The organism is Salinispora tropica CNB-440, from assembly GCF_000016425.1.
Classification (GTDB): Bacteria; Actinomycetota; Actinomycetes; order Mycobacteriales; family Micromonosporaceae; genus Micromonospora; species Micromonospora tropica.
Map to the genome: position 1 here is coordinate 3,000,494 of NC_009380.1, position 15,338 is coordinate 3,015,831.

A 15,338-nucleotide genomic window follows, 5' to 3' on the forward strand; every position below is an offset into this window, starting at 1 on the left:
CCAATCGTGCGGTTAGCCTGTTGTGGTGGGTAGTGAGTTCGAGCGGGCGTTGCGGCTGATGCGGCGGCATGACCCGCAGTTGGCGGAGGGCGGCTTCGGCTGGCTGCGTGAGATGGCCGGGGCGCATGTTGACGATCTGATCGTCGAGTTCGGCCGGGAGACCGATCACGCGCTGCGGTGCTGGTTGCTGGAACTCATCGGGGAGACCCGTTCTCCGCGATCGTTCGACTTGCTGGTCGCGCAGCTGCAGGGCGAGGACGAATTATTGCGCGATTGGGCAGGCCGAGGTCTGCGGCTTCTAGACACGAAGGAGGCGCGGCGGGTGTTGTGGCAGCACAAGCAGAACCAGCCGCCCGGGGCCGCTCCGGTTTTCGGGCCTTGAACCGGGCGATCGGTTGATGGTGACGCGGGCGACCTCGGCATCAGCTCGTCGCCGTGCTGGTTGCGGAAGGTGTGGTCGGCGGCCTTGACGGTGACGGCGAGCCCGGCGAATCTCACGACCAGGACTGCAATTCCATGATCGACAGGACACGACCTAGGCCGTGTCTCCTGGATCTTCGACCCCGGATCAGCTGTCTACGTCTGTCGTGAGTGGGCGGTTCGAGCTGACCGAGGTCGAGTACGCACGGATCGCGCCGTTGCTGCCGGCGATGACACCGCAGCGCGGCGCCGACCAGGGCGAGGAACACCTACCGCCGGTCGCGGATCACGAACCCGATCCGGCAACTGGCATCCTCGAGGTGCATGACGAGATTCTTCACCGCCTTTACCACCCAGAAGGCGCTCGGGTGCGAGGTGAGTGAGGTTACGTCATTGCCCGGACGAGGGCGGAGTAGGTCGGCCTGCCAGTGAAGATCGACAGCCGGTGAACGAGGAGACCAGTTCCGTTGTCTCCTCGCCACCTCAGTTATGCGCTTCCGCTGCCATGTCAGTCGACCAGAATCTCCTTTCCCTTGCGGTCCTCGTGCCGGTAGTCCCCGTGCTTGCGGTCCTCGTGCCGGTAGTCCCCGTGCTTCCGGCCCTCGTGCCGGTAGTCCCCGTGCTTCCGGCCCTCATGCTTGTCTCGCTTGCGCGCCTCGCTCGTGAGGCGGGCGAGTTCGGTTTCGAAGGTTATTTTGTGTCCCTGCTCGTCCGTCTTGATGTCGAGGAAGAGTGCGGCAGCGTCCGGGTCACCCAGCTGGTTTGACCTTGTGATCGCGGCGGTGTAGTAGTCGATCGCGTTCTGCTCCGACTCGATTGAGAACCGGAGGTTCATGGCGGGACCGTTGACGAAACCGGCGAGGTTGGACACCTTTCGATAGTTCTGAACTTCCCTCTTTCCGAGTCCGGCAAGCAGCGCGCCTAGGGCTGCCTCGCCAGTGGATACGGCGACCTCGGCCATGGTCTCGTACTGTCCCCACTGCCAGGACGCCACTGCGAGTGCCGAGTCGGAGCCGCCAGTCAGCGTGAGGTAGAACGGCTCGGAGTAGTTCGGTCCAGGCGTAACATTGAGGGGAACGTCCTTGACGGGCGGGGCCTGCGGCACGGTAGCCTTGCCTCCCTCCAGAGCACGACGTGCCTCGGTGAGCAGGTCCGCCGCTTCGGCCTGCCACCGGGCGAGAGAGCGCAGGGTTTCATACGCCTTACGGTCAGGTGCTTCCTCCGCCCAGGCCATGAGCGCCTGCTCGGCCTGCAGGGCCTGGCGGATCGCTACCCGCACGTTATACGTGTTGTCCTGGATGCTGTAGATCTCCGACATTCCGATCTCGGACTTGTAGTGGTCCCAGTACTCGACATCGGCGACCGACTCCCAGACGTTGGCCAAGTCGGTGAGGTCCTTGCGGTCTGCCGCCTCGGCATAGAGGTTGTACTGCTGGTGGGCGTTGGCCTGGGTAACCGCCGCGGCGTTCAGTAGCTCGTCTACTGACGAGGCGTTGTACGCCCCTTGTGGGCTTGTGTCGAACAGGGCTGGATACGACGCACATTGGGCCCAACCAAGTGGGCACAGTTCCGACGCGGCCGAATTCGGCTGCGTGGCCGATAGCCCGGTGGCCGACAGGGCGGCTGGAGCAGACAGGCCGAGCGCGGCGAGAGCGGCTACGCCCACCAGAGCTGATCTTCCCCATATAGTTGTTCGGGTGTGCATGGCATGCAACCTCCAGATTCGGAATTGGTTGTCGTCGCGGCAGCAAGAGTTGTCCAGGCCGCATGGCAGCTCCGTCGGGCACGACCATGCAAGGCTTTCGCTCGCCCTTGCTGGCATCGGTCCGGCGGCTGCTGTGTGATTAGGGTGTCGCAGTAGCCAGACACATGACCACAAACACGAAGAAAAGTAGCCTTTCGGGATAGATCGGTCGCACGGAGGCTTCACCTGCGCGGGAAGTGACAGTGCGAGTGCCCAGCGGCGTCTGGGGCAGGCTTCACAGCGCATCGGCAGTGAGCAGTCACCGCTGACCGCTTCCGAGTGCGTTGCCCGGTCTAGCCGGATGACCCCACCGCACGCGGCGCCTCTACGGCCAGGCCCACATCCGACGAAGTAGGTGAATCAGACGATCGGGGACGGGCGGGGCCGGAACCTGACCAGCCGCCTGACCCCGGGCCAGGACCACGACACCCGCCAGCTGGTGCGACTGCTCGACGACGTGGCCGTGGCCCGCCCCGGCGGGATCGGCCACCCACGCCAACGCCTCGATTCCCTCTCGGCGGACAAGGCGTAGCTCGCGCGGCAACCGCCGTTCGCTGCGCGCCCGGCGCATCCCCACGACATCCCCAAAAAGACGACCAGAAGACCCGCGCCCGGAAAGGATCACGCGGTCGCACCAAGCCATGATCCGGGAGACACGGCCTAGATCCAGTCGGTGTGGCGGGGCCAAGCCAACAGGGTGTCGACCACCTCGGGCGGTCCAGTCGATGGCATCGGCGCAACAGCGCAGTAGCGGCCCTTGAAAAACAGCAGCGGACCGTCGTCGTGGCACTCGCCGAGCGCGGTCACCCGGCCCACCACGATCGCGTGGTCGCCACCCGGATGCACGGCCTCAACCCGGCAGTCGGCCCAGGTCAACGCGCCAACAAGGATCGGCGTACCGGCCGGGGAGGGAGTCCAGGCGACGTCGGCGAACTTGTCCGCGCCCGGTGCGCCGAAGACGCGGGACAGTGGCCGATGCGCCTCCGCCAACACGTTGACACAGAACACTCCGACGTTGCGGATCCGACGCCAGGTGGCGGATCCGGCCTGTGGGCAGAACAGCAGGAGCGGTGGATCCAGCGACAGTGGGGCGAAGGCCTGGCAGGCGAACCCTGCCGGGCCTTCATCGTCGATCGTCGTGATGACCGTTACACCGGTGCAGAAGTGGCCGAACACCCGACGAAACTGTTTGGTGTCCACCACGGCTGCGGTGGTCACCCAACCCTCCGGAACTGGTGACCCCACACGCTGTGGGCGGTCGTCTGCCGAGCTATCCAGGTACGGTCGTCCACCGTGTCGCCGTCGGTTCCGTACTCGATGTCGAAGCCGCTCGGCGTACGCAGGTAGAACGAGATCATGCCGTCGTTGGCGTGCCGACCCAGGGTCGCGACCAGCGGCGTCTTGTTTCTGGTGCCACGGTCCAGGGCACGGCCAACGTCATCGATCGTCTCGGTCTCCAGCATCAGGTGGACAAGACCACTGGGTGCTGGAATCGGGGCCAGTGCGACACTGTGGTGCCGCGGGTTGCAGCCGAGGAAACGCATCCACAGGGGCTTGTCGCTGGGCGGTAGACCGACAGTCTCGGGAATCAGCCGCATCGAGTCGCGCAGTCGGAATCCGAGCACCTCGGTCCAGAAGCGTAGCCCGGCGGCATCGTCGAAGGCCGGCAGCACCACATGCCCCATGCCCTGCTCACCGGTCACGAAGCGGGTGCCGTAGGGGCTGTGCGCCGGGCGGCTGTCGAGCTCGGCGCCGCAGTAGAACTCCAGGCGGTTGCCGGAGGGGTCGTCGACACTGATCATCTGTGCCACCCGACGGTTGGCCAACTCGTCGGCCTCGGCCGTCTTGACCACGGCACCCGCCCCCTCAAGGACGCCGGTCAGCTGGTCGAGCGCGGCGGGATCAGCCAGCTCCCAACCGCTGGCGGCCAACCGGTCCCGATCGCCGGGCACCACCACGATCCGAGCGGGCAGGTCGTCCATACGCAGATAGGCGGCCTCCGGGTCGGGGCCACGGCCCTCGGCCATGCCGAGAACCTTGACGCCGAACTCCCGCCATGCGGGAACATCGGTGGCGTCGACCCGGAGGTAGCCGAGGGATCGGATGAGACTCACGGGTGGTTTCCTTCCAGGAAATCGAAGGCGAGGCGGTTGAACTCGTCGAACTTCTCCAGATGTGCCCAGTGTCCGCAGCCACCGAAGACGTGCAGCCGGCAGCGGCGGATCAGCTTGAGCGCGACCAGTGCCCCGTCGAGGGGGTTGACCCGGTCCTCCCGACCCCACACCAGGAGGACCTCGTTGCGCAGCCGGTGGGCGTCGCGCCACAGCAGGCCCTCCTCATAGAGGTCCGGGTCGGCGAACGAGGCGCCCAGCGCACGCATGCCGCGCAGGGCGTCCGGGTCGGTCGCGGCCCGCATTCGCTCATCGATCAGCTCGTCGGTGACGAGCGATTGATCGAACACGAGCGTGCGCAGGAACTCCGCCAGCTTCTCCCGGCTGGGGCCGGGCGGTGCGCCGAACGCGGCCAGCCGTTTGACCCCCTCGGTCGGGTCGGAGGCGAAGACGTTGAGGCTGAGCCCGCCGGGGCCCATCAGCAGCAACCGGCCGACCCGCTCCGGGTAGCGCACGGCGAACCGGACCGCGGTGCCACCGCCGAGCGAGTTGCCGATGAAGTCGACCCGGTCCAGGCCCACCTCGTCAAGCAAGGCCGCGAGCCGGTCGGCCGCATGCGTGAAGTACTGCCGGCCACTCGGGCAATTCTCGGACCCGCCGTATCCCGGCTGGTCAACGGCGAGGGTGTCGAATCGCTCAGCGAAGACCGGGACCGTCCGCCCGAAGTTGCTCCATGCCGAGGCACCCGGCCCACCGCCGTGCAGCAGCACGACCGGACGCACGCCCGCCGGCCCGGCCCGGTGGTAGTGCAGCCCGGCGGCGGTGGCTTCGATGACTGTGCTGGTCGTCATGGCGTCCTCACACCATCGCGTCCGCGATGGACAGCCCGAACTCACCGCTGCCGTACATGGACAGTGCCCGTTCGGGGTCGTTGATGGCGTGCACCCGGCCGGCGTGTGCGTCACGCCAGAAGCGCTGGATCGGCTGGCTCGTGTAGATCGCCCGACCACCGGAGTTCTCGAAGAGACGATCCACGGCCTGGATCGCCAGTTCCGTGCCGCGAACCTGGTTGCGACGGACCCGCAGGCGCAGTCGCATCGGTAGCTTCTCCCCCGCCGTGACCAGCTCCATCAGCTCGTTCATATCGGCGGTCAGCGCGAGCCAGGCCGCGTCCACGTCGGCGGCTGCCCGCGCGACCCGCACCTGTGAGTAGGGGTCCTCGGCAGCCCGCACCCCGGCGTAGGCGGCGCGGACCCGATCACGCATGTGGGTCACGTGCGCGTCGTACATCCCGGTCGCCATCCCGATGATCGGGGCGGTGATCGTGTACGGGAAGATCGAGCCGTACGGGATGCGGTAGAGCGGCCCTGGGTTCTGCTCCTGGCCGGGGCAGACGCACCGGGCCGTGTCGCCGAAGCTGAGCGTTCGGTAGGCCGGAACGAACGCGTCGGACACCACGATGTCGTTACTACCGGTGCCCCGCAGGCCGATCGTGTGCCAGACATCCTCGATCGTGTAGTCGGCCGCGGGGAGTAGGAAGGTCCGGAAGTCGGCGGGTGCGTCGCCCTCGCCGGGCACGATTCCGCCGAGTAGAACCCAGCTGGCGTGGTCGCACCCGGAGGAGAAGCTCCACCGCCCACTCACCCGGTATCCCCCATCGACGTCTTGGATCTGGCCGGTGGGGGCGTAGGAGGACGACATCAGGGTGCTGGGGTCAGCGCCCCACACATCCTGCTGTGCCCGTTCGGGGAAGAGGGCCAGCTGCCAGTTGTGCACCCCGATCACCGATGCGACCCAGCCGGTTGAGCCACAGGCACCGGCGATGTCGCGGACACAGCTGAAGAAGGCCGTCGGGTCGGCCTCGAGGCCGCCACACCAGGCCGGCTGAAGCAGCCGGAAGAAACCGGTGGAGGCCAGTGACTTGAGGTGCTCGGAGGAGAGCGTCCGGCGATCCTCTGTCTCCTGGGCTCCCTCCCGCAGGACGGGTAACAGCTCGCGCACCCCCCGTACGACCAGTTCGGCGCCCTCCATGACATCCCTCCGGTGGCTTGGCTGACGAACGTGACGATCCCTATAATAGAACACGTTCTACCTGGCGGCTACCATACGAACAGCAGGACCTGTAACACGTTCCATCACAACCGAGGAGCGACATGACCAACGTCGAGGCAGTACGCACGATCGACAGCGGGGTTCTGCCCACCAGGTTTGCCCGCGGCTGGCACTGCCTGGGACTGGCCGACTCCTTCCGCGACGGTCAACCCCACGCCGTCGAGGCGTTCGACACCAGGCTCGTGGTCTTCGCCGACTCGACGGGCGCACTGCACGTACTCGACGGGTACTGCCGGCACATGGGCGGCGATCTGACGATGGGCACCATCAAGGGCGACGAGATCGCCTGCCCGTTCCACGACTGGCGCTGGCGCGGCGACGGTCGCTGCACCGCAGTGCCGTACGCCCATCGAGTTCCGCCCCGCGCCCGCACCCGCTCCTGGCCCACCTGCGAGGAGAATCGTCAACTGTTCGTCTGGAACGACCCGCAGGGCGCCCCACCGCCGCCGGAGCTCACGATCCCGCGCATCGAGGGCGCCCACTCCGACGAGTGGAGCGCCTGGACCTGGGACTCGATTCGAATCGACGGCGCCAACTGCCGCGAGGTCATCGACAATGTCGTCGACATGGCGCACTTCTTCTACATCCACTTTGCTTTTCCGACGTTCTTCAAGAACGTGTTCGAGGGCCAGGTAGCCGCGCAGTTCCTGGAAACCCGGCCCCGGCCGGACGTACCGGTCTCCGCGAGACAGTCCGGCGATGCGACGCTCCGCTCGGAGGCCGCCTACTACGGACCCGCATACATGATCGACTATCTCTTCAACAACTACCGCGGCATCAGGGTGGAGTCCGTACTGGTCAACTGCCACTACCCTGTATCGGCCAACTCGTTCGTGCTGCAGTGGGGCATCATCGTCAAGCAGCTACCCGGCCTCACCGCCGAACAGGCCGACAAGGCCGCAGCGAAGTTCGCGGCCGGCATCGGGGTCGGCTTCCGGCAGGACGTGGAGATCTGGAAACACAAGAGCCGGATCGACAATCCGCTCCTCTGCGCCGAAGACGGCCCGGTCTACCAGCTCCGCCGCTGGTACGAACAGTTCTATGTGGACGTTGACGAGGTTACCGAAGACATGGTGGCCCGCTACGAGTTCGAGGTCGACACCAGCAGAGCCGTCGAGACCTGGACCGCCGAGGTGGCGGCCAACCTCGACCGACAAGCCGATTCCGCGTCATGAACCGCATCGACCCGCTGACCGAGCGGCAGACGTATCTGATCGGCGGCTTCGCGGAGCTGTCCTGTGCCCGCTGCGCCGCCCTGGTCCGGGTACGCAAGTCGAGCCCACAGCAGACCAGCGTGCAGTGGAGCACCCGGGCCGTCCGCCAATGCCCCGTGCTGACCGGCAACGAACAGCCGCACACGCCCGTGCCCACCTGCCCCGACCTGCGCACGAGCATTCAGCACGCGGTGCGTACCGGCAGACTGGAAGTGACGTGATGTACCACCGGCTGCGCGTCACCAGGGTGATCGAAGAGACGCCCGATGCGCACTCTCTGGTCCTGAGCGTGCCACCGGATCTGGCCCCGACGTTCGCCTACCGCCCCGGCCAGTACCTCACCCTCCGGGTGCCGCACAGCCACGGAATCGCGGCCCGCTGCTACTCGCTGTCCAGTTCTCCGTACACGGAGACCGACCTGAAGATCACGGTCAAACGCGTACCTGATGGGCCGGCGTCGAACTGGATCTGCGACCACATCCGCGTCGGAGCCGCCCTGGAGCTCATGCCGCCGGCCGGCACGTTCACCCCCGCCTCGCTCGACGACGACCTCCTACTCCTCGCTGGAGGCAGCGGCATCACCCCGGTGATGTCCATCATCAAAGCCGTACTCGCCGGCGGTCGTGGCCGGCTTGCCCTGGTGTACGCGAACCGTGACCAGGGCTCGGTCATCTTCGCCGCCGAGTTGGCCGCGCTCAGCGAGCAGCACCGCGACCGGCTGAGCGTGATCCACTGGCTGGACAGTGAGCGCGGCACCCCAGAACCGGCCACGCTGGCGACCCTGATCACCCCTTGGGCCGGGCGGGAGGCGTACGTCTGCGGTCCGGCACCCTTCGTCGCGGTAGCCCACGACACGCTACAGCGGGCTGGTGTCCCGGCGAATCGGATCCGGGTCGAACGCTTCGAGGTCGAGGAACGGCGCTCGGCTGACGACCGCGACGCCACCCTGGAGGTTGAGCTCGACGGCCAGACCCACCGGCTGCCGTGGCCCGCCGGTGCCCGCCTGTTGGACGTGCTGATCGCGGCCGGGCTGAATGCACCGTTCTCCTGCCGCCAGGGCCACTGCGGTGCCTGCGCCTGCCGATTGCTGGACGGTCAGGTCGATCTCGTGCACAACGAGATCCTGGAGGAGGAGGACTTCGCCGAGGGCTATACCCTCGCCTGCCAGGCCGTCGCCCGCAGCGAACAGGTGTCGGTCACCTACTACTGACCGGCGGCAACCGCGTCCACGGTGACGAGAGAGTCGAGGTTGGCGCGACGCGGCAGGGCGCCTCACTCACCCCTCCCGGCCCCGGATCGCGGCGCTCCGGCCTGCCCGTCGGCCCGAGAAGACACAGTCGGCCAACGACAGCCCACTGACATAGCTACGCGAGCAGACGCCGACCGCGGTACGACCGGCGGCATACAGGCCGGGTACACCACTGCCGTCGGCCCCCAGGGTCTGCCCGGTCTCCTCGTCCACCCGGAGGCCACCGAGGGTGAGCATGGGTGCGGGCGCAACGAGCCGGGACCGCACCGAGACATCGACCAGCGAGTACGGCGGGACGGCCAGGGGCCGAACCTGGTCGGCGGGCTTGCCGGCCGGGTCGGGCCCACCCGCCTGATAGGCCGCTAGAGTGTCGGCCAGTTGCTCGGGACTCACTCCGGCGCGACGCGCGACCGCCTCTGGTGTCGCCGCGGTGACCCGACCGAACGTCAGCAACCACCGCGCCTGCCATCGTTGGAACCACAGGGTCTGGGCCCGAAGCTGCCGGCGGCACTCGGACCGCAACGCTGCGTCGAGCAGCAGCCAGGCCCGCGCATCCGGCGAGCGCAGGATCGCCTCACCGACGGCCGCGCCATAGCGCGACTCATCGCAGATCCGTCGGCCGTCCCGGTCGACGAGTAGGCCGCCGAGCATCTCCGCGGGCGGGGCGATGAATCGCCAGATGCTCACCCGGTCGAGGTGAGCGGTGTCCGCGCCGGCCGCCACGCCGAGCCGGATACCGGAACCGTCGTCGCCGGGCGTGCCCAGCCGCAGGCCACCGCGGTACTCCGGCGCGTGGGTACGAAGCATTTCGCGGTCGAAAACGAACCCGCCGGCGCAGAGCACGACACCACCGGCCGCCCGGACCCGCAGCCGACGACCGTACCGCCGCTCCAGCCAGGCGACTGGCCGGTGCAGCGCGCGACCCAGGGCCGGTAGGTAGACACCGGGCCGGACCGAGCAACGGTGCAGGAGACGGTGGGCAAGGCGGACCCATCTCGTGGCACCGCGCAGGGTCCGGCACTCGACTCCGGTGACCCGGCCGTCGGGACCGGTGACGAGCCGCTCGACACGGGTCTGCGGGAGTAGCCCGACGCCACGGTCGCGGGTGGCAGCGGCGAGCCGGGCCGCGAGCAACCGACCGGAGGTGCCGCGGGCGTGCACCCGGTGGCCGCGTGGCGCCGGTGGCGCGAGATGGGCGAAGGAATGCTCGCTGCCGGAGTAGTACAGGTAGTGCCGATTGGTCGGGTATGAGGTCTTGTAGGGACAGAGGCTCGACTCGAACGGCACGCCGAGCCCGGCCAACCAGTCGATCGCGTCGGCGCTTTGCTCGCAGAACCGGCGCAGGGTCGCAGGAGAGACGGTGTCGCCGACCTCCGCGTGCAGGTAGTCCAGCATCGCCTGGGGTGTGTCGGTGACCCCGGCCGCGCGCTGCTGCCGAGTGCCGCCGCCGGCGTAGATCACCCCGCCGGACATCGCGGTGGTACCGCCGCCGGAGAACCGGTCAAGCGCCAGGACGTGCGCACCCGCGTCGGCGGCCTCGACGGCGGCACAGGCTCCGGCCGCGCCGAAGCCGACCACCACGACGTCAGCCGTCTGGTCCCACTCCTCGGTCACTGCGCCTCCGTAGTCGATCGGTGGTGGCGAGCCGGATAAAACTATAACCTGTTCTCGTGTCGATATCGGAGGACGAATTCGATGTTGTCGTCGTCGGCAGCGGCGGTGCCGGCATGGTCGCGGCACTCGCCGCGGCGTACCGAGGGCTGAGTACGGTCGTGCTGGAGAAGGCCGGGACATACGGCGGTTCCACCGCTCGCTCCGGCGGTGGGCTCTGGCTTCCCGGTAACGAGGTGCTGGCCCGGGCTGGGGTCGCCGACCGCGCTGAAAGCGCACGCACCTACCTGGCGTACGTCGCCGGCGCCGACGCCACCCTGGCCCGGCAGAACGCGTTCCTCTCCGCCGCGCCGGAGGTTGTCGCCTTCGTCCGTGCCCACACCCCACTCGACTTCGCCTGGGTGCCCGGCTATCCGGACTACTACCCCGAGGCACCCGGCGGGCTTCCGGGCGGGCGCAGCATCGAGCCGCTCCTGCTCGACACCCGGTTGGTCCGAGCTGACCTCGCGACCTTGGCCGCGCCGTACAGGGCAACGCCGGAGGGGGTGGCGGTCACCCAGGTCGACTACCGGTGGCTGTCGCTGGGTCTCCGACATCCGCGGGCGATCCGCACCGTGGCCCGGCTCGCCGCCCGCGGCCTGGGCGCCCGGATCCGGCGCCGGCAGCTACTCACCATGGGCCAGGCGCTCGCCGCCGGGCTCCGCGCCGGCCTGCGTCACGCCGGCGTCCCGGTCCGGCTCAACACACCGATGACCGACCTCCTCGTCGAACGGGGGCGGGTCACCGGGGTTCACGCCACGCATGTCGGCGCCCCGGTGCTGCTCCGCGCCCGGCGAGGTGTACTGCTGGCCAGCGGCGGATTTGAGCACAACCAGCCGATGCGCCAGAAGCACCAGGAGGGGATCGGCACGGAGTGGACCGCCGGCGCGGCCGGCAACACGGGCGATGGCATCGAGGCGGGCGAACGGCTCGGCGCCGCCCTCGACCTGATGGACGAGGCCTGGTGGGGGCCGTCGATTCCGCTCCCCGGCGGGCCTTACTTCTGCCTCGCCGAACGCAACCAGCCCGGCTGTCTCATGGTTGATGCCAACGGCCAGCGCTTCGTCAACGAAGCGGCACCCTACGTGGACGCGGTGCACGCCATGCGCAGCCCGGGTGTACGCCAACCGGCGTGGTTGGTGGCCGACCAGACCTACCGGGACCGCTACCTGTTCGCCGGGCGGGCCCCACGCTCCCCGCTACCGCGGCACTGGTTCACCTCGGGGGCAGCGCACCGCGCCGACACGCTGGACAACCTGGCCACGCAGATCGGCGTGCCCGCGGCCGCGTTGGAAGACACCATCCGCCGGTTCAACGAGTTCGCGCAGCGCGGTCGGGACGATGACTTCCACCGCGGCGACTCGGTCTACGACCGCTACTACGGCGACCCGCGGCATCGGCCCAACCCGTGCCTGGGCATCGTGGCCAGACCCCCGTTCTACGCATTCCGCATGGTCCCCGGCGACCTGGGCACCAAGGGCGGCCTGCGTACCGACGATCGAGCCCGGGTGCTGCGCCCGGACGGCACGGTCGTTCCCGCGCTGTACGCGGCGGGCAACGTCAGCGCCTCGGTGATGGGGCGCAGCTATGCCGGCGCCGGTGCGACCCTCGGCCCGGCCCTCGTCTTCGGCTACCTGGCGGCACTCGACCTGGCCACGGCGGCCGCCACCCCCGCACCTATCCAGGAGGACTGATGCCCATCAACCCCGCCGTCGCCGTCGGCGCCGAACTACCCGGCCGGGACCTGAGCTGGGACAGCACCGACGTGCTGCTGTATCACCTGGCCCTCGGAGCTGGTCCGAACGAGCTGTCCTACGTGTATGAGGGCGCGCTGCGTGGCGTCCTGCCCACCTTCGCCACGGTCGCCACCACCCTGCGGGACACCGAGCCGCCCACGCTGACGATGCCCGGCATCGACATCGACCTGGCCCGGGTTGTCCATGGCCGGCAGGAGCTCGAACTGCACCAGCCGATCCCGACGAAGGGCCGCTGTGCGGCCCGCTCGCGGATCGCCGCCGTGTATGACAAGGGCAGTGCGGCGGTGATCGTCACCGAGACCAGCACCGAGCTGTTCACCAGTCGGATCAGCATCTTCGTCAAGGGTGAGGGCGGGTTTGGCGGCGAACGTGGGCCGACCGCCCGGGTGCCGGTGCCCGACCGGGCGCCGGACGCGGTGGCACTCTCCCCCACCGATGCGCGGCAGGCCCTCTGGTATCGGCTCTGCGGCGATCGCAACCCGCTGCACGTCGACCCGGCCTTCGCCGCCCACGCCGGGTTTCCCCGTCCGATCCTGCACGGGCTCTGCACGTACGGGATCGTGGCGAAGGCGGCGGTCGACACCCTGCTCGACGGCGATCCAGATCGGATGGCCGGCTACCAGGCCCGCTTCGCGGGTGTCGTCTTTCCTGGTGAAACGCTGCGCACCGAGATGTGGCGTGAAGACGGTCGGCTGGTGCTGCGCGCCTCGGTCGCCGACCGGGACGACGCTCTGGCCCTCTCGGACGTGAGCATCACACTCCGCTGAGGACTACCGTGACTGGCGGGCTCCCGGTCATCTCGGTAGGGCGACGCGATCGTCTCAAACGGCCGCCCTACCGTGGCACTCGGGGCAACCCGAGCCCCACCGAGGCGATCAGTTCCCGCTGGATCTCGTTGACCCCTCCGCCGAAGGTCAGCACAAGGTTCCGTTTGGCCTGGACGTCAAGCCAGGTCAGCAGCTCGGCGGTCGCCGGGTCGGAGGGATCACCACGCCGCCAGACGACCTCTTCGAGTTCCTGGCCGAGCCACAGCAGCCACTCCGACGAGAAGACCTTGGTGACCGACGCGTCCGCCGGGTTGGGTTCGTCCCCGGTCGCCGACCAGTTGAGCAGTTCGTTGACGCGTTGGCAGGCGGCGACGCGGGCGAGGACGCGTCGCACATCCGGGGCGTCGAGGAGGCTCCTCGAATACGCCCAGTCGTGTACCCGCTCGGCAAGGGCGGCGAACCGCCCCGCCGGGCCCAGCATCACCCGCTCGTGATTGAGCTGTGTGGTCAGTAGTCGCCAGCCGTCGTTCTCGGCGCCCACCCGCCGGGCTGTTGGCACTCGCACATCGGTCAGGTAGACCGCATTGACGTGGTGCGCCCCATCGCACGTGATGATCGGCGTCCACGAGTAGCCGGGGTGTTTGGTGTCCACGATGAGGATGGAGAGGCCGTGGTGCCGGGGCGCGTCCGGATTGGTACGGCAGGCGAGCCAGAGGTAGTCGGCGTCGTGCGCCCCGGTGGTGAAGGTCTTCTGACCGTTCACGACGTACGCGTCCCCGTCGCGCACCGCCCGGGTACGTAGCGCGGCGAGGTCAGTGCCGGCCTCGGGCTCGGTGTAGCCGATCGCGAAGTGGAGCTCCCCGGACAGAATGCGGGGTAGGAAGAAGTCCTGCTGTTCGGGCGAGCCGTGGGCGAGCAAGGTCGGCGCCACGGTCTGCAGGGTGACCGCGGGCAACGGAACGTCGGCGCGGGCTGCTTCGTTGACGAAGATCTGCTGCTCGACGGGACCAAGCCCACCACCGCCGAACCGGGCCGGGAAGCCCAGGCCCAGCCAGCCGTCACGGCCAAGTCGACGAATCAGTTCGCGGTAGACCACGCCGTGCCGCTCGCGCAGCAGGATGGCGCGCTCCCCCGGCGACAACACCCCGGCGAGGTACGCACGCAACCGCGCCCGCAGCGCGTGCTGCTCCTCAGTCAAGTCGATGAACACCATGGGCTCCCAGCTGATGCAGGCAGTACTCGGTGCCACCAAGGTGCCGGACCAGGTCACGGACCAGGGCGGTGTGTCGGTGTAGCGGGTAGTCGGCGGCCAGCCCCAGCCCGCCGTGCAGGTGGTGGCAGGTGCGCAGCGCCGGCAGGGCCGTACTGCTCAACCAGTACGCTGCGGTCCACAGGTCGGCGTCCTGCCCCATCTCGGCACTCCAGCTGGCGGCGAGGGCAGCGACATGCATTGTGCGAGCGGCGACGTACACGTTGGCGATCTGTTGGGCGACCGCCTGGAACGTGGCCAGCGGACGGGCGAACTGCTGCCGGTCTCGCACGTGCTCGGCGGTCATCCGTAAGGCACCGGCCAGTGCGCCGTCGCCCAACGCACAAGCCCCGGCGACTGCGAACCGGCGCAGGTCGACCTCGGCGTCACCCAGCGGTTCCGCCGCGGCGCCCTCAAGCCGCACCGTGAACTCGTCGGTCCCGGCTGAGGTCGGGGTACGCAGCAGCGTCACACCCGGCGCGGCCGGGTCGATCAGGACGACCGTCGGCCCACCCCCGCGCACTCGCACCGGGACCAGAACCCGGTAGGCCGCGTCAGCGTCCGGAACCGGGCCGCAGGATCCGGTGATCCGCCAGCCGTCGGTGACCGGCAGCGGCGCCCCCAGGGCAGCCGTCAGAACCCGCCCCTCGAGCACACCCGACAGCAGCTCGCGTTGCTGCGCAGGACTGCCTACTCGGGCCACCGGAAGAACACCGAGCGACAGCGTGGACCAGGCGGGAACCCGGGCGGCGCGCCGCCCGATCTCGGTGAGCAGCACCCCAACTGCCATCGCGCCCAGCCCGGCGCCGCCCCACCTCTCCGGCACGGCGAGACCGAGCAGACCGGACTGGCCGAGGGCCTTCCACAAGCGCTCCGGCGTCCCGTCGCTGTCGCTCAGCACCTCATCGGCGAGCCGAACGATCGACTGCTGGGCATCGTCGAGCTCAAAGTTCGGTCCCATTCTGCTATTAGAACACGTTTCATTTCAGGTCGACACCTACCCTTTTGATCACCAGGGCGGGCACCGAACACGACGACCCAGCCATACCGCGATCCGGTACCGCA

Annotated in this window: 16 protein-coding genes; 8 read left to right on the forward strand and 8 right to left on the reverse strand. The window is 68.7% G+C overall.

What is annotated here, in order from left to right; translation table 11 throughout:
- Window positions 1-22 precede the first annotated feature (22 nt).
- A complete protein-coding gene (locus STROP_RS13405; protein WP_012013889.1) occupies window positions 23-382 on the forward strand; it encodes a HEAT repeat domain-containing protein in 360 nt (119 codons plus the stop codon).
- 205 nt (window positions 383-587) lie between these two features.
- Window positions 588-803: a hypothetical protein gene (locus STROP_RS13410; protein WP_043535378.1), complete on the forward strand. Its 216-nt coding sequence runs from the start codon at window positions 588-590 to the stop codon at window positions 801-803.
- A 125-nt stretch (window positions 804-928) separates the two neighbouring features.
- Here STROP_RS13410 and STROP_RS13415 read toward each other — a convergent pair whose 3' ends face one another.
- The gene (locus STROP_RS13415) at window positions 929-2,125 is read right to left on the reverse strand and encodes a hypothetical protein (RefSeq protein WP_012013891.1); all 1,197 of its coding nucleotides are present in this window, start codon (window positions 2,123-2,125) and stop codon (window positions 929-931) included.
- A 394-nt stretch (window positions 2,126-2,519) separates the two neighbouring features.
- Here STROP_RS13415 and STROP_RS25190 point away from each other — a divergent pair, with 394 nt between their 5' ends.
- The gene (locus STROP_RS25190; RefSeq protein ID WP_018829946.1) at window positions 2,520-2,696 is read left to right on the forward strand and encodes a hypothetical protein; all 177 of its coding nucleotides are present in this window, start codon (window positions 2,520-2,522) and stop codon (window positions 2,694-2,696) included.
- Between the two features lie 128 nt (window positions 2,697-2,824).
- On the opposite strand, the gene hsaB is transcribed toward STROP_RS25190, so the two are convergent.
- The 4 genes from hsaB to hsaA are packed head-to-tail and all read right to left on the reverse strand — an operon-like array spanning window position 2,825 to window position 6,306.
- A complete protein-coding gene (gene hsaB / locus STROP_RS13420) occupies window positions 2,825-3,382 on the reverse strand; it encodes a 3-hydroxy-9,10-secoandrosta-1,3,5(10)-triene-9,17-dione monooxygenase reductase subunit (RefSeq protein WP_012013893.1) in 558 nt (185 codons plus the stop codon).
- Window positions 3,379-4,278: an iron-dependent extradiol dioxygenase HsaC gene (hsaC, locus tag STROP_RS13425; RefSeq protein WP_012013894.1), complete on the reverse strand. Its 900-nt coding sequence runs from the start codon at window positions 4,276-4,278 to the stop codon at window positions 3,379-3,381. The genes hsaB and hsaC overlap by 4 nt, the downstream gene beginning before the upstream one ends.
- Entirely contained in the window at window positions 4,275-5,126 is an 852-nt protein-coding gene (hsaD, locus tag STROP_RS13430; protein WP_026274842.1) for a 4,5:9,10-diseco-3-hydroxy-5,9,17-trioxoandrosta-1(10),2-diene-4-oate hydrolase, read from the reverse strand. Before hsaD ends, hsaC begins: the two co-directional genes overlap by 4 nt.
- A 7-nt stretch (window positions 5,127-5,133) precedes the next feature.
- Window positions 5,134-6,306, reverse strand: coding sequence for a 3-hydroxy-9,10-secoandrosta-1,3,5(10)-triene-9,17-dione monooxygenase oxygenase subunit (gene hsaA, locus STROP_RS13435; protein ID WP_012013896.1), 1,173 nt, complete (start codon window positions 6,304-6,306; stop codon window positions 5,134-5,136).
- A gap of 122 nt (window positions 6,307-6,428) precedes the next feature.
- Here hsaA and STROP_RS13440 point away from each other — a divergent pair, with 122 nt between their 5' ends.
- Genes STROP_RS13440 through STROP_RS13450 form a run of 3 tightly spaced genes read left to right on the forward strand, consistent with a single transcriptional unit; the run spans window position 6,429 to window position 8,811 of the window.
- Entirely contained in the window at window positions 6,429-7,562 is a 1,134-nt protein-coding gene (locus STROP_RS13440; protein ID WP_012013897.1) for a 3-ketosteroid-9-alpha-monooxygenase, oxygenase component, read from the forward strand.
- A complete protein-coding gene (locus STROP_RS13445) occupies window positions 7,559-7,822 on the forward strand; it encodes a hypothetical protein (protein ID WP_012013898.1) in 264 nt (87 codons plus the stop codon). The genes STROP_RS13440 and STROP_RS13445 overlap by 4 nt, the downstream gene beginning before the upstream one ends.
- Complete coding sequence (locus tag STROP_RS13450; protein WP_026275656.1) at window positions 7,822-8,811, forward strand: ferredoxin--NADP reductase; 990 nt, start codon at window positions 7,822-7,824, stop codon at window positions 8,809-8,811. The genes STROP_RS13445 and STROP_RS13450 overlap by 1 nt, the downstream gene beginning before the upstream one ends.
- Window positions 8,812-8,877: 66 nt before the next feature.
- Here the strand turns inward: STROP_RS13450 and STROP_RS13455 are convergent, their stop codons facing one another.
- The gene (locus tag STROP_RS13455) at window positions 8,878-10,482 is read right to left on the reverse strand and encodes an FAD-binding protein (RefSeq protein ID WP_080516637.1); all 1,605 of its coding nucleotides are present in this window, start codon (window positions 10,480-10,482) and stop codon (window positions 8,878-8,880) included.
- Between the two features lie 38 nt (window positions 10,483-10,520).
- Here STROP_RS13455 and kstD point away from each other — a divergent pair, with 38 nt between their 5' ends.
- Window positions 10,521-12,194, forward strand: coding sequence for a 3-oxosteroid 1-dehydrogenase (gene kstD / locus STROP_RS13460; protein WP_012013901.1), 1,674 nt, complete (start codon window positions 10,521-10,523; stop codon window positions 12,192-12,194).
- Complete coding sequence (locus STROP_RS13465) at window positions 12,194-13,024, forward strand: MaoC/PaaZ C-terminal domain-containing protein (protein ID WP_012013902.1); 831 nt, start codon at window positions 12,194-12,196, stop codon at window positions 13,022-13,024. Before kstD ends, STROP_RS13465 begins: the two co-directional genes overlap by 1 nt.
- A gap of 67 nt (window positions 13,025-13,091) precedes the next feature.
- Here the strand turns inward: STROP_RS13465 and STROP_RS13470 are convergent, their stop codons facing one another.
- Both STROP_RS13470 and STROP_RS13475 read right to left on the reverse strand, forming a co-directional pair.
- Complete coding sequence (locus STROP_RS13470; protein ID WP_012013903.1) at window positions 13,092-14,234, reverse strand: acyl-CoA dehydrogenase family protein; 1,143 nt, start codon at window positions 14,232-14,234, stop codon at window positions 13,092-13,094.
- Window positions 14,215-15,234: an acyl-CoA dehydrogenase family protein gene (locus tag STROP_RS13475; protein WP_012013904.1), complete on the reverse strand. Its 1,020-nt coding sequence runs from the start codon at window positions 15,232-15,234 to the stop codon at window positions 14,215-14,217. The genes STROP_RS13470 and STROP_RS13475 overlap by 20 nt, the downstream gene beginning before the upstream one ends.
- Window positions 15,235-15,338: the final 104 nt, after the last annotated feature.

Coding starts and splice junctions, on each gene's coding strand:
- STROP_RS13415 (WP_012013891.1), bottom strand. CDS start 2,125: ATGCACACCCGAACAACTATATGGGGAAGATCAGCTCTGGTGGGCGTA.
- hsaD (WP_026274842.1), bottom strand. CDS start 5,126: ATGACGACCAGCACAGTCATCGAAGCCACCGCCGCCGGGCTGCACTAC.
- hsaA (WP_012013896.1), bottom strand. CDS start 6,306: ATGGAGGGCGCCGAACTGGTCGTACGGGGGGTGCGCGAGCTGTTACCC.
- STROP_RS13440 (WP_012013897.1), top strand. CDS start 6,429: ATGACCAACGTCGAGGCAGTACGCACGATCGACAGCGGGGTTCTGCCC.
- STROP_RS13445 (WP_012013898.1), top strand. CDS start 7,559: ATGAACCGCATCGACCCGCTGACCGAGCGGCAGACGTATCTGATCGGC.
- STROP_RS13450 (WP_026275656.1), top strand. CDS start 7,822: ATGTACCACCGGCTGCGCGTCACCAGGGTGATCGAAGAGACGCCCGAT.
- STROP_RS13465 (WP_012013902.1), top strand. CDS start 12,194: ATGCCCATCAACCCCGCCGTCGCCGTCGGCGCCGAACTACCCGGCCGG.
- STROP_RS13475 (WP_012013904.1), bottom strand. CDS start 15,234: ATGGGACCGAACTTTGAGCTCGACGATGCCCAGCAGTCGATCGTTCGG.